Here is a 19,787-nt window from a genome sequence, read left to right as displayed (position 1 = left end):
AACCCCAAAAACTATGGCTTCAGACAACTCCGGCGCCCCAGACTATTTCAACGTAGACGACCTGCTCACCGATGAGCACAAGCTTATCCGGCAGACCATGCGCGACTTCGTGAAGCGCGAAATCTCCCCCAACATTGAGAAATGGGCGCAGGACGCGCACTTCCCGTCTGAGATTGTGCCCAAGTTCGGTGAGATAGGAGCCTTCGGGCCAACCATCCCCACGGAGTACGGCGGCGGCGGGCTGGACTACATCAGTTACGGCATCATCATGCAGGAGATTGAGCGTGGCGACTCCGGAATGCGGTCCACGGCCTCGGTGCAGGGTTCTTTAGTCATGTACCCCATCTACGCCTACGGTTCTGAGGAGCAGCGCCGGAAATACCTGCCCAAGCTGGCCTCCGGTGAGTGGCTGGGCTGTTTCGGGTTAACAGAGCCAGATTTTGGGTCTAACCCGGGCGGTATGGTCACCAACATCAAAGACATGGGCGACCATTACCTGCTCAACGGCGCCAAGCTCTGGATTTCCAACTCGCCTGAGTCTCAGGTGGCCGTGGTGTGGGCCAAAAACGAACAGGGCCGCATCAAAGGCCTCATTGTGGAGCGCGGCATGGAAGGCTTCACCACCCCCGAGATCCACAACAAATGGAGTCTGCGTGCCTCCACCACTGGGGAGCTGGTGTTTGATAACGTGAAAGTGCCGAAAGAGAATCTGCTGCCCAACATAGACGGTCTCAAAGGTCCGCTGGGCTGTCTGGACTCTGCCCGCTACGGTATCTCTTGGGGTGCCATCGGAGCCGCCATTGACTGCTATGAAAGCGCCTTGAACTATGCTAAGCAGCGCATCCAGTTTGATAAACCCATCGCCTCTTTCCAACTCATACAGAAGAAACTGGCCGAGATGGTCACTGAAATTACTAAAGCCCAACTCATGGTTTGGCGTCTGGGTATGCTCAAAAACGAAGGGAAAGCCACCACCCAGCAGATTTCCATGGCCAAGCGCAACAGCGTAGACATGGCCCTGCACGTAGCCCGCGAGGCGCGGCAGATCCACGGCGGCATGGGCATCACCGGCGAATACCCCATCATGCGCCACATGATGAACCTGGAAAGCGTCATCACCTACGAGGGTACCCATGACATCCACCTGCTCATTACCGGCGCCGACATCACCGGCATTCAGGCTTTCAAATAGGCTTTGGTAGAGAGAAAAAATGGAAGAAAGTCAGAAAGACGCCTATTTTGGATTTGAGGATTTAGTAGATACCAAAAGCTTAGAAGAAGTAAAAGGCAGAAGGCGTGATTTGTTGCCTTGGTGGATGAAGATTTTTATCTGGATGTTCCTCCTCATGGCGGCTTTAGTACCTATAGGAGTAATCATGGCCGTTATGGGGTTAAGCTTTTCTATTTCTCTATATGGATTTGAGACCACCAACCCCATTTCGCCAACTGGTATTATCCTTACGTTGCTGATATTGATAAAGGGAGTAACCGCCTTCGGATTATGGACCGAAAAGGATTGGGCTGTCAAATTAGGGGTTTTTGATGCCATTATTGGCTTGGTGGCTTGTGTGATTGCCTTGTTTGTACTTCCTTTTGTGGATAGGTCTGAAGGTTTCGTTCTCAACTTCAAGCTAGATCCTATCCTGTTGGTTCTGTATCTATGGAAGCTCCAAAAAATAAAGCCCTATTGGGAAGCAGACCTCAGATAGGTTGAGGAGCAAAGCCATGTTAATGTGTTGGTTTCGTTTATGACCAAACCAGCATTAGAAATCTAAGAAAAGGCAGTTACGGGAACGTGGCTGCCTTTTCTGTTTTTAGGCTAAATATGAGAAAGTAAGGAAGGAATATTTTTGCTAAAATAATTGGTTTGGTTGATCTGTCTTGGTAAAAATAGTAGCAAAAAGATGGCTTTTTACACCAACAATGGAGCGTTTTTAGGCAGATAGCTGTTATCTTTACATCTGAATCTTTGCTTAGACCGCTAAGAGATTTTACACATGAGAGAAGACTATTTAAGCGGCTCTGCCGATAACTTTTCGCCCGCCGAGAAGGAGTTTGACAAGGCCCTCCGGCCTCTGGACTTCAGCGACTTCACCGGTCAGGCCAAGGTGGTGGAGAACCTGAAAGTATTTGTGGGGGCTGCCATCATGCGGGGCGAGGCACTTGACCACGTGCTGCTGCACGGACCTCCCGGCCTGGGTAAAACCACGCTTTCGCACATCATCGCCAACTCGCTGGGTTCCAATATCAAGATCACCTCTGGTCCGGTGCTGGATAAGCCTAGTGACCTGGCAGGCTTGCTCACGAACCTGGAGCGCAACGATGTGCTGTTCATTGATGAGATTCACCGCCTTAACCCCATTGTGGAGGAGTACCTGTACTCTGCCATGGAGGACTACAAGATAGATATCATGTTGGATTCGGGCCCTAATGCCCGCTCCGTGCAGATTTCTTTGAATCCGTTCACGCTCATTGGGGCTACCACACGTTCCGGTCTGTTGACCTCACCATTGCGGGCCCGTTTCGGGATTAACTCGCGGCTGGAGTACTATGATTCCAAGTTGTTGACTTCTATTGTACAGCGCTCCGCCGAGATCCTGGGTTCACCTATCTATGAGGATGCTGCCTTTGAGATTGCCCGCCGCAGCCGTGGTACACCGCGTATCGCCAACAACCTGCTGCGCCGTACCCGCGATTTCGCCCAGATCAAAGGCGACGGTACCATCACGGTGGAGATCGCACAGTTTGCCCTGAATGCTCTGGACGTGGACCATAACGGCCTGGACGAGATGGACAAACGTATCCTGAGCACCATCATTGACAAGTTCAAAGGTGGTCCGGTGGGTCTTTCCACCATCGCCACGGCCTGCGGCGAAGAAGCCGAGACCATTGAAGAGGTATACGAGCCATTCCTGATCCAGGAAGGCTACATAAAGCGCACCAGCCGGGGCCGCGAAGCCACCGAGGCCGCGTACCGTCACCTGGGCAAAATTCCACCTAACCACGTGCGCAGCGGTACCTTGTTTGACAACGCTGAGTAGCCGTTTTAAGGCTAATTAGGTGATAACAGGCTAAAACAGTAAGACACTACTCGTAGGAGCTGCGTTCACTATGAGGTAATAGTACTTGAAAATGTATGTGCAAACCTCACAGGTTTTAAAAACCTGTGAGGTTTTTCTTTTCCTGACTGCTTTATTCTGTTTTCTTGATCTCGGCGATCAACTCCACTTCTAAGACCACATTAGGCTCCAGCAACCGAACTACCTGTACCCAGGTGGCGGCTGGGGTGTGGGTGCCGTAGTACTTCTTCCGGACCAGGTGGTGCTTAGAGGTTTCCTCCATGTTGGTGGTGTACAGATTCTCTTTCACTACGTGGGTGAAATCAAGGTTATACTGCTTCAGAGTGGCTTGTAGGGTGCGGTACACCTGATCAATGGCTTTGTCCATGGGGCCGCTTGCCACGGTGCCGGAGATGTATAGAAGGTTGCCGCTGCGGTAGGCTTGGGCGTAATTCCATTCCTGGTTAGGACGGTACAGTTTTGGCGTGGCCCCGGTTTGTTCCTGGGCCTGTGACGTGTACGCCAGTAAAATAAGAAGGAGGGTAAAGAAAGATTTGGTCATAGTGTAGGCGAAAGTTTTTCATACTGACAGCCGAAACCAAAAACATCCCTACTCGCCTGTTTAGGAAGGGTCCATCTGCTAGGGATATAAACCACTTGGAAGGAAACCTCAGGGTTTATCCTCCACAACGGAGTGGAAGGATTTGTTTGCCAACCATGAGGTGTTTTGCGCCTATTTTCCCAGAAACGCACCCTTAACGCAGAAAAACGATGTAAGTGAAATTCTTTTCCCCCAATTTTGTTCTGTCCTCACAGCTTACCTCAATACCAATGTTCAATCTTGCCCCAAAGCATACCCTACTCATCAAGCAGAAAGCCCAGGAACTGGGTTTTATGTACTGTGGTGTGTCTAAGGCTGATTTCCTGGAGGAAGAGGCGCCCCGGCTGGAGAATTGGCTAAACCAGAACATGCATGGCCAGATGCACTACATGGCCAATCATTTTGACAAGCGTCTAGACCCGCGCCTGCTGGTGAAAGGAGCAAAATCGGTGGTGAGCCTGCTGCTGAATTATTACCCTGAGGAAACCCAGGCCGAGGATACTTTCCAGATTTCCAAATACGCTTATGGCCAGGATTACCACTTCGTGATCAAAGACAAGCTCAAAACGCTGTTCAACTACATTCAGGAAGAGATTGGTGAGGTGGGCGGACGCGTGTTTGTGGACTCGGCACCAGTCATGGACAAGGTGTGGGCGAAGAAAAGCGGGCTGGGCTGGGTAGGCAAGAACAGCAACCTCATCCGGCCGGGGGTGGGCAGTTTCTTTTTCATCGCGGAGCTCATCCTGGACCTGGAACTGGAGCCTGATGGGCCCATCAAAGACTATTGTGGTACCTGTACCAAATGCATGGATGCGTGCCCCACAGATGCCATCTCACAGCCGTACGTAGTAGACGGCAGCAAGTGCATCTCTTATTTCACCATTGAGCTGAAAGACCAGATTCCGCAGGAAGTGGAGGGGAAATTTGGGAATTGGGTATTTGGCTGCGACATTTGCCAGGATGTCTGCCCCTGGAACCGTTTCAGCAAAGCGCACCGTGAGCCGGCCTTCGCGCCCCATCCAGAGTTGCTCCACCTTTCCAAAACCGATTGGCTGGAGCTAACCCAGGAGGTTTTTAAGGATGTTTTCAGAAAATCGGCAGTGAAACGGACAGGGTTTGACGGGCTTACCCGCAACCTGCACTTTGTGGCCACTGAGCCCGTTCCTTCCCTAGGCAGTGAAGACGTTGCCGAAGACCTTATCTAAAATAGTGTTATAAGTGCCTGAGAAGTGATTGTAGCACCAATCGCGCAAGGTTTCCAACTCTTTGTGCATTAGCATCCGCATACTTTTCCGCAGTTCTTTTTCAAACAAACTCGAGTCAAAGCTTACTTTGTCTAAAATCAATTTCACGTACTCTAACATGTCTTTAAGTAAGATGTAATTTAATTTATGATGGATTAGATATTATGCAGACGCAAATATGCATCTTTTAATTCCATATATTAAAAGTTTTTGTGGAAATATTTATACTGATTAGGTTCGTATTTATACAAAAACAGGCCGAACTTGTACAAGTCCGGCCTGTTTTTGTATAATTTAAATAAATTAAGCAATAAAAGGCATTACAATTGCATTCACCTGGGCCACAGTCAACGGCTCATCAAAGGCCTCTGAAGCAGCATTGGCATCAATCGTGATCCCGCCGAAGGTACCGGTGATGTTCACGGTGGCTTGGGTAGTGTTTTCCTCACCGTCATAGATTCCCTGGAACTCGGCCGGAAGTCCGCCTCTGTCCTTCATGGTGATCCATGGTTTGAGGCCAGCCACGCCATTGGTCATGTCACGGCGCATACGGCGCAGGTGCGCGGCATGTCTCGCCTCTACCGAGTGGATCTGCAGGGCGGCCTGCAAAACGGTGTCATTGCTCATAAGGGCCGGAGCGGCTCCTTTGTAGGCCCTTACCCCAGTGTCTTCAAAGGCTTGGGCTACTGCCAGCATGGTTGGATAGCTGGTGAAGGTGGCGTTACCCAACAAGCCATTGGCGGTCCAGTCAAAGCTGGCATCGGTGTAGGTGGTGGGGGCAGCGCCGCCCATGCCTGAGATAGCGGCCCGCAGGAAGTCTACGTGCGCTTTTTCATGGTCACGGATGACCCCGAAAGCGGTTTTACCGGCGGCACTCGGGAAAATGTCTGTGGCAGCGGCTCTAAGGTAGAAGTGGTATTCCAGGTTTTCCAGCAACAGCGCAAACTCAAGCACCTCTCTCACCGATGGGTTGGCGGTTGTCTGTCCGTAGGCTTTGTTCAGCATAGACCCGAAGGCGATAGGAATAGCGGCAGCAGCCAGTTTCTTCCCGAACCCACCGAAGTGTTTGAAGACTTCGCGGCGCGGATCAATGCGGTCAAATATTTCCGGATCTACTTTCTCTACCTCTTTTAGTATATTGAAGATATTCATGGCTTTCTGTTGATTAGGTGGTTGGTAAACTGCTTGCGTTAATGGTTTCCTTGATGAAAGGCTGGGCGGCGGCCAATACCTGGGCTGGCGTAAGGGCTACATCTAGGCCGTTGGCGTCTACAATGTTGCCTGCGGTAATGCCGGCGGCGCCGCTGGCGAAGGTGCCGTTCTCAATCATGTCTCTGATCTCGGCGGCGTGTCTGGCTTCCACGGAAACAATTTTACCGGCAATGCTCAGGAATGCCGAGTTGGTAAGCAGTTTGCCCGCGCCATTGTAAGCGGCTACGCCCAGGTCTTCAAACGTTTTGGCGGTTGCCAGAATAGAGGCACGGCTAGCCAAAGCACTGGAAGGAAGGTTAGGCGTCAGGCTTGGGATGATTTGACTGGCGGCATTGGCGGTGATGGCGGCTTTGAAGAACTCGCGGTGCGCTACCTCGTGGTTACGGATGTCAGTGAGCACCTGTCTTTCTGTGGCGCTGGTGAACAGGGTGGAGAAATTAGGCAACGCTACCACCGCGGTATAGAACGCCGCCTCCAATTGCTCCAGGGCATAGGCGTAGTTCAGGATACCTACATCGCCGGAACCCAAGTTTACGGTACCAGACATGTTGGTGTTGGTCATGTCATCATCGTCATCGCAGCCTGCCAGTAAAAGTGCCGATGCTGCTACGCCTGCCCCAGTGTACTGAAGGAAAGAACGTCTGTTGAGAGGGTTTTTCAATCCCTGCAGGATGCCCTGCTCTGGAACTGAATTTGTGTTTTTTGCCATAGTTTTAAATAATTGAAGATGAAATAATTTCAATAGCCTAAGGCTTACCCATCCTTAGGCCATGCCCTGGCCCGGCTCCTTTCACCGGCGGAATTTGCGAGACCTACGAGGAGAGTTGTAGCCCCGGATTTCGGGTCCAGGAAAAAAAATGAGAATTGAGGTATTTCTTTTGGCAGGTTTCTGAACTATGCGCCAGATAGATAGGGAGGCTGAGCGGTTATTCGTACTTTTGTAAAAATTAAAAGACGGCTTTTCAGGGCCGTTTCAAAGAAAACAGATGAAAAAGGCGGTTATCTTCTTTCTATGGTTTATGGGCTGGGCTGCCTGGTGCAGCGCGCAGGGCCCTACCGTAGAATTTGGCCCTACCGCTATCCCCATTGACCAATATTTCACTATTTCTTTAAAGTCGCCTGGCGTGCGGCCGGCCAAAGTTGAAGGATTCCCAGAGATTGAAGGCTTGCAGAAAAGCACCCAGAAATCCTTTACCACCACCATAACCAGAGGCACCAAAACCTCTATGGTTTACACGCTCACCCAGCAATATGCCCCGCTCAAGGAAGGAGAGGTCACCGTAAAGCCCTTCACCCTGGTGGTAGACGGAAAGAACGTGGCGGTACCGGGTGTCAAGGTGAAAGTGGGACCATCGGTGCCTGCGGCTCCGGCACCTAAGGATAGCCTGGCCTCTCCTGTGCCCGCCACCGCGGCTGCGCCCGAGTTTGTAGACGTGAAAGAGAATGCCTTCCTCACGCTGCACGTGCCCAAAGAAAAGGTGTTTGTGGGGGAAGCGGTACCGGTCTCGCTATGGTTCTACGTAGCAGATGCCGACCTGGGCCTGCTGGATTTCTTTGAGTTTGAGTCGCAGATAGGCACCATTGTGCGGCAACTGAAACAGCGTAGCACCCTGGAGGAAGTGGTGCAGCAGGAGGAAATTCTGCCGGAGAAAATCAAGATAGGCGAGAAGCCGTTCACCCGCTACAAACTGTATGAGGCCATCCTGTTTCCCATCACACCGCAGCCGCTCAGCTTTCCGGTGGTGAGCCTGCGCATGATCAAATACAAGATCGCGAAAAATCCCTCGCTCCTCACCCAAAACCGGCTGCCGGAAAACAAAACCTACTCAGCGCAAAGCAAAGAAGTGACCGTGCGCGGATTGCCGTCGCACCCGCTACGGGACCAGGTAGCCGTAGGCGTTTTCCGCCTGGAAGAGCAGGTTTCCCGCAAAACCATTTCCCTTAACCAGAACCTGGTGTACCATTTCAACATCAAAGGCGAAGGCAACATCAGGACCCTGCCGGCCCCGCAGAGCATGGGTATCTCCAGCGAGCTGGAAATCTATTCCCCCGAGATACGGCAAAACCAACAAGTAACCCAGGGCCGGTTGGTGGGGAACAAGACGTTCCGGTATTTCATTGTGGGCCGCCAGGCGGGCGAGTTCCCCTTGAAGGAGTTGTTCCAGTGGGTGTTTTTCAATCCCGTCACCGCCCGTTATGACACGCTAAAGCCAGCGCTTACGGTGCAGGTACGCGGCCAGGAGGACCAAAATAGTTTTATCAGGGCGCAAGATGTGGGCGATTTTTACAATATTGCCGCCACAGAAAGCAATGAGCTCATCAGCATAGACCAGTTCAAGGAAGTGCGCCTTTACACCAATGTGGTGCTGGGTCTGCTGCTGGGAGTGGCTTCGTTTATTTTCATACTAAAGAGGAAATGAGTAATACCTACGGATCCATTTTCCGGATCACCACCTTTGGGGAATCGCACGGGACGGCCGTTGGCGTAATTGTGGATGGCTGCCCTGCCGGCTTGCCCATCGCCATTGAGGAAATCCAGGCCGCCCTGGACCGCCGTCGCCCGGGGCAGTCCAAGATCACCACACCCCGCGATGAGAAAGACCAGGTGCAGATCCTCTCCGGCATTTTCAACGGCCAGACGCAGGGTACGCCCATCACGCTGGCGGTTTTCAACAAAGACCAGGCAAGCCATGATTACTCCCACATAGAAAACGCTTACAGGCCCTCGCACGCAGACTATACCTATACCGCAAAGTACGGCTCCCGCGATCACCGCGGCGGCGGCCGGAGCTCGGCTAGGGAGACGTTGGCCCGCGTAGCTGCCGGGGTGCTGGCCCAGAAGTTCCTGGCCCAGCAAGGCATCCAGATAACCGCCTATGTCTCGCAGGTAGGCCCTATCCACGCGCCCGCTGACTACACCAAGCTCGACCTGAGCCAGGTGGACAGCAACATTGTGCGCTGCCCACACCCCGAGACGGCCCAAACCATGATCCAGCTCATTGAGGAAACTCGCGACCGGCTGGATACTGTGGGTGGGGTAGTTTCCTGCGTGATCACTGGCGTTCCGGCTGGCCTGGGAGAACCGGTGTTTGACAAGCTGCATGCCGAGTTAGGCAAGGCCATGCTGAGCATCAACGCCGTGAAAGGCTTTGAATACGGCAGCGGCTTCGAGGGCGTAAGCATGTACGGCTCCCAACACAATGATGTCTTCTACACCGATGACGACGGCCAGGTGAAAACCCGCACCAACCATTCTGGCGGTATCCAGGGCGGTATCTCCAACGGACAAGACATCTATTTCAAAGTTGCCTTCAAGCCAGTGGCCACTATCCTGCAGCCACAGACTACCATTGACCAGAGCGGACAGGAGATCACCCTGAAAGGCAAAGGCCGGCATGACCCTTGCGTGTTGCCCCGCGCCGTGCCGATTGTAGATGCCATGGCGGCTCTGGTGCTCGCTGATTTTGTGTTGCGGCAGCGGACGAATAAAGTTTGATATGTTTAAGGCCTGTTTTGTGAAAAACAGGCCTTTTTTGTTTTTAAAAAGTTTGTTTTTGAGTGTGTTGGTTATCTTCTGGAGCCGCTTCACTGGTTACGTAGTCCGTTTGTGCTGGCGTGGCGCCGTTGTTAGCGTTAGCTCATAAGCTTTATTGTTGCATAGCTAGGCTCCGTGCGCTCACGGCCGCGAGGCCCCGCCTTCCGGCCTCGCGCTGCTGTTTTAGCCTTGGCAGGTTGGCCTGCCTGCGGCACCAGGTCTAAAACAAAGGCGCTCCACCGAAAGGCTGGAAAAGGAAATGAGTTTGCAGGAACGCCCCAGACCTCACAGGTTTTGAAAACCTGTGAGGTCTTCCTTTGTAGAAATGCAATGCCTTGTGTCTTCTGGGCCGGCAATTGGCACAGATAATCGCGGGACCTTCGGACCCTACGAGGTCTTTTGAGCAGACGGTATTGCAGATGAGCAGACGGTATTGCAGACGGGAAAGAGGCTCGCATTCCCGAATTCCTCTATTGGGAGGGGTAGGTTTACACCACTCAGTCCACGCATTCTGACATTTGCAGATTGTAGAGACCAGGCACCGCCTTGTCTCCAACGGCTCCTCCGCAACAACCGGGAGGTACCTACAAAGAACCTATCAATCATACCCGTCCCTATAAAACAAGATCAATTTGGAGGCCGATTTCCATAAATCAGCCGCTAAACAAACCCCAAATAACATCCAAAATCCTTACAAAATCACCAGCAGCCAAATTAAAGCTAGTACCGGCAACAGGTAGACGATGGAGTACTTGAACATGTATTGGAAGAAGGGGGGCATGTTGACGCCGGCTTGCTCGGCGATGGATTTCACCATGAAGTTGGGACCGTTGCCAATGTAGGTCATCGCGCCGAATAGTACTGATCCGATGGAGATGGCTTCCAGCACCAGCAGGGTCTCAGGGGTTTGGCCCAGGCCGTAGGCGAAGTTATAGACTTGGGTGGTGCTGGCATAGTTGAGGTGGTATTTGGCCATGCCCAAAGACAGAAAGTTGGCGTAGGTGGGGGCGTTGTCCAGCACGCCGGATAAAGAGCCCGCTACCCAGTAGAAGACTGAGGGGGTCAGTTTGGCGGCAAACTCGGGAGACGAGGCCAGTTCCGCGGAAAGTTGCAGGGCAGGCATCATGGTGAAGAAAATCCCGAAGAACAGAAATACCACCTCCAGAATGGGGTCAAAGGTGAAGTGGTTCCCGTTAAGGGCGGTTCGGCTGGCAAATTTGAAACACAGCAGGGCGGCCGCCAATTGCACCAGTTCCCGCACAAAAGAAACTTTGACGCCGCCTTCTAGCGGAATGTACGGCAACCAATCATAAGAGGCAGGGTTCAGGAAGGTAGCACCAATGATGACGCCCAACCAGAGCAGGTTGCGTTTGCCGGTAAAGAAGAACTCGGTTCTGGCTTCATTGCGGGCCTGCACCTCTGGTTTAGGCGTAAAGGTTTCTTTGTTGCGGCTATCCAGAATAAAGAAAATCAGGCATAAGGCGCCCACGGCAATAACCCAGGGCGTGAAAAGGTGCTGCAGGGTCCAGAAAAAAGGCACGCCTTTGAGGAAACCGATGAACAGCGGAGGATCGCCCAGCGGAGTCAACAAGCCTCCGGCGTTGCTCACGATAAAGATGAAGAATACGATCTGGTAAGGCTTGATGCGGTGGTTGTTTAGCCTGATGAATGGCCTGATCAGCAGGAGAGAGGCCCCTGTGGTGCCTATCAGGTTGGCAATAATGGCGCCGAAGAGCAGAATCCCTACGTTGATGAGCGGCGTGGCATTGGCGTTGGCGTTGATGTAGATTCCGCCCGCGGCGATGTACAGAGAACTCAGCAGAATGGCGAAAGAGGCATACTCGGCCAGGGTCTCTACCGGCAGGTGCGTGTCATGCAGCACAAAAAGGTAATAGGCCAGTACCAGCAAACCCAATCCAACGGATATTTTCTTGAATTGATGGTGCCAGAAACCCGGGAAGAAAATAGGGCCCGTGGCAATTAGGCCAATCAGCAAGGCGAAGGGAGCGATAAGGAAACCAGGTACATCTGGTGCGGTGGCCGCCAACAGAACGGTGTCAAAAAGCATAGGCGCGTGATGAAGGAAGGAGCAATCCGGATAAAGTTAAGGTTTATCCGGGAAAGGGTGGGCGTTTAGGGCCTGGTTTAAGTAAAACCGGCTTAAAACACAGAATGGGCGGTACCCAAGAAGTAACTAACAGGTATCGGAAATTCTCACTAATTTTGGAAACTTAAATACCTGAGCGTAAGTTTTTACTTTATATAAAGAAGACAGCCATGACTGAAAATACAACCAAACCGGTTTCTGTGTACGCCGAGGCGAACCCTAACCCGGAGTCAATGAAATTTGTCCTGAACTCAACCTTGTTGGGAGAGGGCGGAAGCGTGGACTATCCAACCGTGGAAAGTGCCGCAGATTCTCCTTTCGCGCAGGAGCTGTTCAACTTTGACTACGTTTCCCGCGTGTTCATCGCGAGCAACTTTGTCACCGTAACCAAGAACTCTCCGGTGCAGTGGCCGCATTTGATCCCTGAGCTGAGAACGTTCATCAAATCATACGTAGAGGCTGGCGGACCTATTTTCCTGGGCAACCCGGTAACTACCAGCGCGGCATCGGCTGCTGCCGAGGTTCCTGCTGACCTTTCTGCTGAGGACACTGAAATCTCGCAGAAAGTGATTGACCTGCTGGAAAACTACGTACGCCCGGCCGTGGAGCAGGATGGTGGAAACATCACTTTCCGTTCTTACAAAGAAGGCGTAGTAACGGTGAACCTGCAAGGTTCGTGCAGCGGCTGCCCGTCTGCCACCGTTACCCTCAAAGCCGGTATTGAGAACCTGCTGAAGCGCATGGTACCAGAAGTAACCGAAGTGGTTGCTGAAGGCGTTGTGCTCTAAGAAATAATCTAACTACATGAAAAAGGCCCTGCTCTGTCAGGGCCTTTTTCATTCATGGGCTTTTCTGTTTCAGAGAGAAAGAGTTGGGTTTTTAGGCCGATTTTGGCCTTTTAGGCTCGTTCTATATTCCGGCAACGGTATATTTCCATTTCTTTTGCCTATTTTGAAAGCAGATTCCAAAATATACCCTAATGTCAACAACTGCTTCTAAGCACCCCAAAGGCTTGTATTATCTGTTCCTGGCGGAAATGTGGGAACGCTTCGGCTATTACCTCATGATAGGTATTTTCTTCCTGTACATGACCGATACCCAGAGCGGCGGAATGGGGTTGCCCAAAGACCAGGGCTCCGATATCTACGGAACCTTCATTGCCCTGGTATTCTTAACGCCTTTCATCGGCGGACTCCTGGCCGATAGACTCCTGGGTTACCGCCTGTCCATCACCATTGGCGGAGTTCTCATGGGGCTGGGCTACTGCGGCCTGGCCATGCCCGGTGATGCCTTCTTCTACCTTTCGCTGGCCCTTATTGTGATCGGGAACGGGTTCTTCAAAGCCAATATCTCTACGCTGCTGGGTAACTTGTACTCAGAGCCGCAATATCTGCCCAAGAAAGACACCGGGTACAACATCTTTTACATGGGCATTAACGTGGGGGCCTTTATCTGCAACTTTGTGGCGGCTTACCTGCGCAACAAATACGGCTGGGGCTTCGCTTTTCTGGCGGCCGGTATTGGTATGTTCATAGGCCTCATCATCTTCTGGGCCGGAAATAAAACCCACCGCGACTACGACATCCGGAAACCCGCCCAACCCCATGACATGCCGCTATGGAAGGTTTTCGGGTTAGTTATTCTGCCGGCGATCATTGTTGGTGTGTTGAGCTGGGTCTTAATTCCAGGTGATGTGTTCGGGTCAGACTCTACTGATGCGTTCATCTTTGGTTCTATTCCCATTATCCTGTTCTATGTGAGCCTCTGGGCCCGTGCCTCTAAGGAAGACAAGAACCCTATTGCGGCGCTGCTCTCTATTTTTGCGGTGGTGGTGGTGTTCTGGGGCGTGTTCAAGCAAAACGGTACCGCCCTCACCACCTGGGCCGAGTATTATACTGACCGTAGCCTGCCCGAAGTGCTGGAGAAACCAGCCGCTTCTTTGGGGATGGTGCAGCAAGTGGATGCCAAAACCACCACCGTTCCAGATTTTGACGCCGCTTTCCGTACCCGCACCGATGCCGATGGCAAGGTGATCACCAAAGAAGGACCCGCCCCCTACCTGAACAACCTGCCCAAAGAAGAATGGCCGCAGGAAGGAAACTCCCTCTCACTTATTTCCACCGAGCTGTTCCAATCCATCAACCCGTTCTTCGTGATTGCCTTAACGCCATTGGTGGTAGGCTTCTTTGGGTTGCTGCGCCGGAACGGAAAAGAACCCAGCACACCGGCAAAAATGGCCTTGGGCTTATTCATTACCGGCCTTTCTACCCTGGTAATGGTAGGCGCTGTATGGGCCGGCGATAATGGCCAATTCAAAGTATCCAGCCTGTGGCTCGTGGGGACTTATTTTGTGGTCACCCTGGGCGAACTCTGCCTCAGCCCGATGGGCTTGTCTCTGGTCTCCAAAGTTAGTCCGCCGCGCCTGACAGCCCTCATGATGGGCGGCTGGTTTATCGCTACCTCTATAGGGAACAAACTATCCGGTATCCTGGCCAGCCTCTGGGACACCTACGATGACAAACAGTACTTCTTCTGGGTGAATTTCGCGGTAACGGTCTCTGCGGCTCTGGCCCTCGTGCTCATGCTCAAGTGGCTCCGCCGAATTATGGAAAAGCCAGCTATCTAACCTAAAAGCAAATCGGGTAATTGCCCGATAAAGAAAACGAAAGGCCGCATGGAATTAGTTATCCATGCGGCCTTTCGTTTTTGGTAGTGTGTAGTCCTAGCCAGTCCCATTTTCGTTCCCCGTTTCATTGGTTTGTCCCCTGACAGACCAACCCACAGGCGGAAGGTTTTGAGCTTGATCTTTCGGTCTGTCAGGTGACAGATCGAAAGATCAAGCTCAAAACATGTTATTCCCCTCCTTGGAGGGGTGCGTACCTCTTTTCCTGATAATCCGAACAAGGTATTTCCGCTTTTTCTGATTTGACGCTATTTTACCCAAAACTGCTCTAAAACGCCATCGGCGACTACCCAACCCTTAAAGCTGGATAGCCGCCGATGGCGCTTTATTCACAAAAGAGTCCTTTTACAACAAGATACCAGCTAGTGCAGCTGACATGTAAGAGGCCAGCGTACCGCAGATCAAGGCTTTCAAGCCGAGGGCGGCAAGGTCTTTTCTACGTTCTGGTACCAACTGCCCGATACCACCTACCTGAATAGCGATAGAGCTGAAATTGGCGAAACCACAAAGAGCAAAAGAAGTGATAAGCAAAGTCTTAGGGTGCAGGTTGGCCTTAATGGCAGCCAGGTCAAGGTAGGCCACAAACTCGTTAATCACGATCTTGGTACCCATCAGGGAGCCGGCGGTAAACATATCTTGGGAAGGAACACCCATGGCCAGAGCGAAAAGGGAGAACACGCTGCCTAACAGGCTCTTCATACTCAGGTTTTCCAACGGAATACCAACAGCATCCAGGGACATTCCCATACCGGCCAGAGATCTACCTATAAAGCCCAGGAAATAGTCTAGCAATGCAATCAGGGCGATGAAGCCTACGAGCATGGCTACCACGTTCAAACCTACGCGAAGTCCGTCTGAAGCGCCGTGAGAGATGGCATCTACCAGGTTTGCGTCTTGTTTCTTTACCTCGATGCCTACTTTCCCTTTGGTCTCGGAAACCTCGGTCTCCGGGAAAACAATCTTGGAGATCACCAGGGCGCCGGGGGCAGCCATGATACTGGCGGCAATGAGGTACTCCGCGGGAACGCCAAGCGCGATGTACACCGCCATCACACCACCCGCAATACAAGCCATACTGCCGGCCATGGATGCCAAAAGCTCAGAGTTGGTCATGGTTGGCAGGTAAGGCTTGATCATGATCTGGGCTTCTACCTGACCCACGAACACGCTGGCCACGTTGGAAACCGCCTCGCTACCGCTTACCCCCATAAGTTTGTGCACGCCCCGCGCCACTACAGACACAATGCGCTGCATTAACCCTATATGGTAGGCAATGCTCACCAGCACCGCCACAAAAATGATAGTAGGCACAATCTTGAAGAAGAAGATTACGTCATTACCCACCCCGAAGGCCCGGTCCATTTTCTCTTTGTTCACCAGCGCCCCGAACACGAACTCCGCGCCGCGGTCAGAGAAACTCAGGATTTGGGTGATGTAGTGCCCCAGTTTCTGGAAAATCATCTGCCCGAAAGGCACTTTCAGGATAAAAAAAGCCAGTCCAAGCTGGAGCGCAAGGCCCACCACCACCAGCCTCACGTTGATGGCTTTCCGGTTATTGGAAAGTAAGAATGCAATACCTAAGATTAGAACAATGCCAATCAGGCCGGTAAATCGGTTCATATAAAATTGAAAGGTTTTTTGATGTTAGTTGGGTTTGGGGCTACCAATGACCAGTAATTTGTATGGATCATTTTGAACGTCTCAGGTATTTACGTTGACTACCAGGCCTGCCCAAAAAGGAAAGGAAGTGAAAAGGAACAGGCAAATGCAGCAACGTCGTCACGGCGAAAACGGTCCTGGAAGACGTCATGTAGGATATGTTAAAAAACATGGTGACAAAAATACAGATATTTACCTGTAAAACCTTAGCCCCTAAAATTTTATCTGTTCACCTTCGGCGCAGAAGGTTGGTCCTTTTTCTAATTGCCAGTGAATTGTTCTTTTTCCATGAAAATGGGTCCTACATCCTTAGTCCCGAAGCATCAGGAAAGATCTGGGGTTTAAGTTTGTTTAGGGCCGATTTTTCAATAAATGGCTCTAAAAGCCGGGCGTGAGCCAGCGAGAAAGGTTGGCGTAATTGGGAAAGTTTACCCGATCCAGCTTTCAGGAATATGTATTTGACTTTGAGTTGGTTTAGGACAGGAGTGGACCCAGAGGAACTACCTCTGAGGCCCTAAATGAGGATGGTTTCTGAGATTATTCGTTTCTTGTAAGAAATAAGTCATAAATATGGATAATACAAAGCAATTGCACCGCACATTGGGCCTTAAGCTGGTAGTGGTGGTGGTGATTGGCAACATTATAGGGTCTGGGGTGTACAAGAAAGTGGCGCCCATGGCCGCAGAGTTGCATTCGCCGGGGTGGGTGCTCATCTGCTGGATTTTAGGGGGAATCATCACCTTGTTCGGGGCTCTGAGTAATGCCGAGGTAGCCGGTCTGCTCGCCGATACGGGCGGCGAATACGCCTATTACAAGCGCATTTACAACCGCTTCTTCGCCTTTATCTACGGCTGGTCGCTGTTCTCCGTGATCCAGACGGCGGGTATTTCGTCGCTGGCCTACGTGTTTGCGCAGTCTTTGCACAGCCTGGCTGCGGTGCCGCCGCTGCTGCCGGAGTTAGCCGATGTGAGCATCGCGGGCATTTTCTATCCCTTCGCCGATTTCAACGTGAAACTCACGGCCATTCTGCTCATCATTTTTCTGACCTGGATCAACAGTCGTGGCGTGAAGGCAGGAGCCGGGCTGAGCACCGCCATTCTGGTTCTGGTGTTCATTGGCATTGGCCTTATCATCCTCTTTGGGTTGGGCAGCGGAAACGCCGACCTCAGCCGCAGCTTTGACCTGCAGACCTCCAACAATCAGCCGGTTTCGTTCAGCGCGGTGTTTGCGGCCATGCTCTCGGCGTTCTGGGCGTACCAGGGCTGGGCCTCGGTGGGCTTTGTGGGCGGCGAGATCAAAGATCCGCACGTGAACATTCCGCGCGGCATCACCATTGGCGTGTTCACCGTGATTGCCATTTACCTGTTGGTCAACGCCACTTATCTGGCGCTGCTGCCCATTCAGGAACTTGAGGGTATTTTCAAAGCCGGAAACCAGATTGCGGCCATTGAGGCGGTGAAAAGCTTCTGGGGTAGCGGCGGTGGCTTTTTCATTTCCATCCTGATTCTAGTGACTACTTTGGGCTGTACCAACGCCACCATCCTGGCCAGTTGCCGTACCTACTTTGCCATGGCGCGGGAGGGACTGTTCTTCCGGAAAGCGGCCAACCTGAACCAGGCCCAGGTACCCGCCAATTCGCTCTTGTTCCAGTGCGTGTGGGCCTGCGTGCTGGTGCTGTCCGGTACCTTTGACCAACTCACCGACATGATCATCTTCGCGGTGTTCATCTACTATGGCGCCACTACTTTAGGCGTATTCATCCTGCGCCGTAAGATGCCCGATGCCCCTCGCCCGTACAAAGCCTGGGGTTACCCGGTGGTGCCGGCCATCATGGTGATCTTCTGCGTGGCTCTGTTTTTCAATACGATCATTGTGCGTCCCCGGGAGGCAGGCATTGGCATGATCCTGATGCTGACCGGTATTCCCATGTACTATTGGTTTATGAAGAAGAACGTCTTAAATCAGGAGCCTGCCGAGATAGAGAAGCACGCTTAGGTTCGTCCTAGAGACTCGGCCTGCTGGTTTTAGACCCGTTTTGATCAAAACGGGCCTAAAACCAGCAGGCCGAGTCATTTTAAAGCAGTTCTGTTTTAAGCAAATCAATGCAAAGCCCGTCTTTTGACCATTCCGCCGTCAGTGTCGTCAATGCTTTGCTGGATGAGGAAGGCTTCGGGGTCAATGAATTTTACTTCTTTGCGCAGGGCTGGGATTTCTAGTCTGGTCACCACCGTGAAGATGATGTCGATCTCCAGGTTATCGCCCCGTTTCCCGAAACCTCTTTTGCCCTGGTAAATGGTGACGCCGCGGCCTAGTTTCTCGGTGATGGCCACCCGTATCTGCTCGCTTTGCCGGGAAACGATGGTCACGCCGGTGTACTGCTCAATTCCATGCAAGAGAAAGTCGATCATCTTGGAGGCGGAGAAATACGTGAGGATGGAGTAAAGCGCCACATCCACGCCCAGGAAAAAAGCGGCGGTACAGAAGATGATGATGTTGAGCAGCAGGATCACGTCACTCACTTTCATCAACGGGTACAGTTTGCTCACCAGCACGGCGGCCACCTCGGTACCGTCCAGCACGGCGCCCCCGCGCATGGCAAAGCCGATGCCCAGACCAATGAAAACCCCACCGAAGATAGCCGTCAGCATCTTGTCTGAGGTGATATCCGGGAAAGTCACCACGGCCAAACACACCGATAGCCCCACAATGGCCAAGGCACTCTTAAAGGCGAACACCCGCCCTACATAGCGGTACCCCATGAAAATAAAGGGAAGGTTGATGACCACAATCAAAAGTGAGAGCGGTATCCCGAAGAGGTGCGTGATAAGCATGGAAATGCCCGTTACCCCGCCGTCAATGAAATGGCTGGAAAGCAGGAACCCTTTGAGCCCCATCGCCGCGGAAAGGATTCCTAGCAGAATGAGGGGAATGTTTTTGAGTTCGGCTCGGAAATCAACGTGTTGGGCGGCGGCGGAAATCATGGGTGGCAGAAGTATCTGGTGGAAGTCAGGAACGGACAGTTGCTTGCAAAGCAAGATAATGAAAATAGAGGGCTTGTCAGGCAAATCATCTAAGCCCAGAAAAGAAATTGCTCTGTTTACTTTTTAGGAGTCTTTTAGAAAAAGCAGGCCGAAAACGGGGCTTAAGGACAGAAAAAGCTGCCTTTTTTGCCTGCAAAGCCAATTAGAAAGGAGGGAGATGCCTGAAAGACTAAGGGTTAGGTTGGCATGGAGGCCTAAAAATTTTTAACTTTACGGTAATGCTGCACCGGGTATTCAGAAAAATAACGTCCCCTTTCAAGTTCTCCCTTATGGGAGTGATGCTGCTTTGGGCGCTCACCTTGCCCGGGCAGGAGGTGGAAGTTTATAAGTTTCTGCTGAGTTTTACCACGGGCAAACCGGCTCCGGCCACCACGTATCTGGAAAGAGGCGCGGGGAAATTATCGGCCGCAAAGGTGCAGCAGGAGGCTTTGCACGCCTTCAAAGATGCCAAGCCAGCCAAAACCCCGCTTCTGAAAGTAAGTCCGGCCGTGCTGGCCAAAACAACTGAGGCTTTTAATCCTCCGATACTCGCCTATCTACTGCCTTCCCCATCAGAGATTCCAGGGGAAGCATTTATCCAGAAACAATACCTCCTTTCTTCCCTTCAACCCAACGCCCCTTAGGTTTCCAGAGCCTTATCGGGAAC

General features: G+C 52.0%; 16 protein-coding genes. 10 read left to right on the top strand and 6 right to left on the bottom strand.

The features are described 5' to 3' along the window. Positions 1-13: 13 nt before the first annotated feature. The 3 genes from J3P34_RS03115 (at position 14) to ruvB (ending at position 3,041) form a co-directional block, all read left to right on the top strand. The gene (locus J3P34_RS03115; protein ID WP_210486381.1) at positions 14-1,192 is read left to right on the top strand and encodes an acyl-CoA dehydrogenase family protein; all 1,179 of its coding nucleotides are present in this window, start codon (positions 14-16) and stop codon (positions 1,190-1,192) included. 19 nt (positions 1,193-1,211) lie between these two features. Beyond that, complete coding sequence (locus tag J3P34_RS03110) at positions 1,212-1,709, top strand: hypothetical protein (RefSeq protein WP_210486380.1); 498 nt, start codon at positions 1,212-1,214, stop codon at positions 1,707-1,709. Positions 1,710-1,997: 288 nt separating this feature from the next. Continuing rightward, positions 1,998-3,041 (top strand): Holliday junction branch migration DNA helicase RuvB, encoded by a 1,044-nt coding sequence (gene ruvB / locus J3P34_RS03105; RefSeq protein ID WP_210466337.1) that lies wholly within the window; start codon positions 1,998-2,000, stop codon positions 3,039-3,041. A gap of 151 nt (positions 3,042-3,192) precedes the next feature. Here the strand turns inward: ruvB and J3P34_RS03100 are convergent, their stop codons facing one another. Continuing rightward, complete coding sequence (locus J3P34_RS03100) at positions 3,193-3,621, bottom strand: RidA family protein (RefSeq protein ID WP_210486379.1); 429 nt, start codon at positions 3,619-3,621, stop codon at positions 3,193-3,195. A gap of 269 nt (positions 3,622-3,890) precedes the next feature. On the opposite strand from J3P34_RS03100, the gene queG reads away from it, so the two are divergent. After that, on the top strand, positions 3,891-4,865 hold the full coding sequence (queG, locus tag J3P34_RS03095) for a tRNA epoxyqueuosine(34) reductase QueG (protein ID WP_210486378.1): 975 nt from the start codon (positions 3,891-3,893) through the stop codon (positions 4,863-4,865). Positions 4,866-5,207: 342 nt separating this feature from the next. On the opposite strand, the gene J3P34_RS03090 is transcribed toward queG, so the two are convergent. Continuing rightward, positions 5,208-6,056 (bottom strand): ferritin-like domain-containing protein, encoded by an 849-nt coding sequence (locus J3P34_RS03090; protein WP_210486377.1) that lies wholly within the window; start codon positions 6,054-6,056, stop codon positions 5,208-5,210. Positions 6,057-6,069: 13 nt separating this feature from the next. Further along, a complete protein-coding gene (locus tag J3P34_RS03085) occupies positions 6,070-6,825 on the bottom strand; it encodes a ferritin-like domain-containing protein (RefSeq protein ID WP_210466333.1) in 756 nt (251 codons plus the stop codon). A 277-nt stretch (positions 6,826-7,102) separates the two neighbouring features. Between J3P34_RS03085 and J3P34_RS03080 the strand changes: the two genes are divergently transcribed. Together J3P34_RS03080 and aroC are read left to right on the top strand one after the other, a co-directional pair. Next, positions 7,103-8,536, top strand: a complete 1,434-nt coding sequence (locus J3P34_RS03080) for a BatD family protein (RefSeq protein ID WP_210486376.1) — start codon at positions 7,103-7,105, stop codon at positions 8,534-8,536. Continuing rightward, complete coding sequence (gene aroC / locus J3P34_RS03075; RefSeq protein WP_210486375.1) at positions 8,533-9,612, top strand: chorismate synthase; 1,080 nt, start codon at positions 8,533-8,535, stop codon at positions 9,610-9,612. The genes J3P34_RS03080 and aroC overlap by 4 nt, the downstream gene beginning before the upstream one ends. A 730-nt stretch (positions 9,613-10,342) precedes the next feature. Here the strand turns inward: aroC and J3P34_RS03070 are convergent. Then, positions 10,343-11,719 (bottom strand): sodium:proton antiporter, encoded by a 1,377-nt coding sequence (locus tag J3P34_RS03070; protein WP_210486374.1) that lies wholly within the window; start codon positions 11,717-11,719, stop codon positions 10,343-10,345. Positions 11,720-11,928: 209 nt separating this feature from the next. On the opposite strand from J3P34_RS03070, the gene J3P34_RS03065 reads away from it, so the two are divergent. Together J3P34_RS03065 and J3P34_RS03060 are read left to right on the top strand one after the other, a co-directional pair. Continuing rightward, a complete protein-coding gene (locus J3P34_RS03065; protein WP_210466329.1) occupies positions 11,929-12,546 on the top strand; it encodes a NifU family protein in 618 nt (205 codons plus the stop codon). A gap of 191 nt (positions 12,547-12,737) precedes the next feature. Continuing rightward, positions 12,738-14,384, top strand: coding sequence for a peptide MFS transporter (locus J3P34_RS03060; protein ID WP_210486373.1), 1,647 nt, complete (start codon positions 12,738-12,740; stop codon positions 14,382-14,384). Between the two features lie 402 nt (positions 14,385-14,786). On the opposite strand, the gene J3P34_RS03055 is transcribed toward J3P34_RS03060, so the two are convergent. Continuing rightward, the gene (locus J3P34_RS03055; RefSeq protein WP_210466327.1) at positions 14,787-16,061 is read right to left on the bottom strand and encodes a NupC/NupG family nucleoside CNT transporter; all 1,275 of its coding nucleotides are present in this window, start codon (positions 16,059-16,061) and stop codon (positions 14,787-14,789) included. A 609-nt stretch (positions 16,062-16,670) separates the two neighbouring features. Between J3P34_RS03055 and J3P34_RS03050 the strand changes: the two genes are divergently transcribed. After that, complete coding sequence (locus J3P34_RS03050; RefSeq protein WP_210486372.1) at positions 16,671-18,095, top strand: APC family permease; 1,425 nt, start codon at positions 16,671-16,673, stop codon at positions 18,093-18,095. 104 nt (positions 18,096-18,199) lie between these two features. On the opposite strand, the gene J3P34_RS03045 is transcribed toward J3P34_RS03050, so the two are convergent. Continuing rightward, positions 18,200-19,081, bottom strand: a complete 882-nt coding sequence (locus tag J3P34_RS03045; RefSeq protein WP_210486371.1) for a YitT family protein — start codon at positions 19,079-19,081, stop codon at positions 18,200-18,202. Positions 19,082-19,359: 278 nt separating this feature from the next. On the opposite strand from J3P34_RS03045, the gene J3P34_RS03040 reads away from it, so the two are divergent. Further along, complete coding sequence (locus J3P34_RS03040; protein WP_210486370.1) at positions 19,360-19,764, top strand: hypothetical protein; 405 nt, start codon at positions 19,360-19,362, stop codon at positions 19,762-19,764. The last annotated feature ends 23 nt before the right edge of the window (positions 19,765-19,787 follow it).

Origin of the sequence: Rufibacter aurantiacus, from assembly GCF_017916345.1 — a bacterium.
In the GTDB taxonomy this organism is placed as follows: Bacteria; Bacteroidota; Bacteroidia; order Cytophagales; family Hymenobacteraceae; genus Nibribacter; species Nibribacter roseolus.
This window is presented reverse-complemented; position numbering and strand designations above follow the sequence as displayed.

Coding starts and splice junctions, on each gene's coding strand:
- J3P34_RS03065 (WP_210466329.1), top strand. CDS start 11,929: ATGACTGAAAATACAACCAAACCGGTTTCTGTGTACGCCGAGGCGAAC.
- aroC (WP_210486375.1), top strand. CDS start 8,533: ATGAGTAATACCTACGGATCCATTTTCCGGATCACCACCTTTGGGGAA.
- ruvB (WP_210466337.1), top strand. CDS start 1,998: ATGAGAGAAGACTATTTAAGCGGCTCTGCCGATAACTTTTCGCCCGCC.
- queG (WP_210486378.1), top strand. CDS start 3,891: ATGTTCAATCTTGCCCCAAAGCATACCCTACTCATCAAGCAGAAAGCC.
- J3P34_RS03090 (WP_210486377.1), bottom strand. CDS start 6,056: ATGAATATCTTCAATATACTAAAAGAGGTAGAGAAAGTAGATCCGGAA.
- J3P34_RS03100 (WP_210486379.1), bottom strand. CDS start 3,621: ATGACCAAATCTTTCTTTACCCTCCTTCTTATTTTACTGGCGTACACG.
- J3P34_RS03115 (WP_210486381.1), top strand. CDS start 14: ATGGCTTCAGACAACTCCGGCGCCCCAGACTATTTCAACGTAGACGAC.
- J3P34_RS03080 (WP_210486376.1), top strand. CDS start 7,103: ATGAAAAAGGCGGTTATCTTCTTTCTATGGTTTATGGGCTGGGCTGCC.
- J3P34_RS03055 (WP_210466327.1), bottom strand. CDS start 16,061: ATGAACCGATTTACCGGCCTGATTGGCATTGTTCTAATCTTAGGTATT.
- J3P34_RS03050 (WP_210486372.1), top strand. CDS start 16,671: ATGGATAATACAAAGCAATTGCACCGCACATTGGGCCTTAAGCTGGTA.
- J3P34_RS03070 (WP_210486374.1), bottom strand. CDS start 11,719: ATGCTTTTTGACACCGTTCTGTTGGCGGCCACCGCACCAGATGTACCT.
- J3P34_RS03045 (WP_210486371.1), bottom strand. CDS start 19,081: ATGATTTCCGCCGCCGCCCAACACGTTGATTTCCGAGCCGAACTCAAA.
- J3P34_RS03110 (WP_210486380.1), top strand. CDS start 1,212: ATGGAAGAAAGTCAGAAAGACGCCTATTTTGGATTTGAGGATTTAGTA.
- J3P34_RS03085 (WP_210466333.1), bottom strand. CDS start 6,825: ATGGCAAAAAACACAAATTCAGTTCCAGAGCAGGGCATCCTGCAGGGA.
- J3P34_RS03040 (WP_210486370.1), top strand. CDS start 19,360: ATGCTGCACCGGGTATTCAGAAAAATAACGTCCCCTTTCAAGTTCTCC.
- J3P34_RS03060 (WP_210486373.1), top strand. CDS start 12,738: ATGTCAACAACTGCTTCTAAGCACCCCAAAGGCTTGTATTATCTGTTC.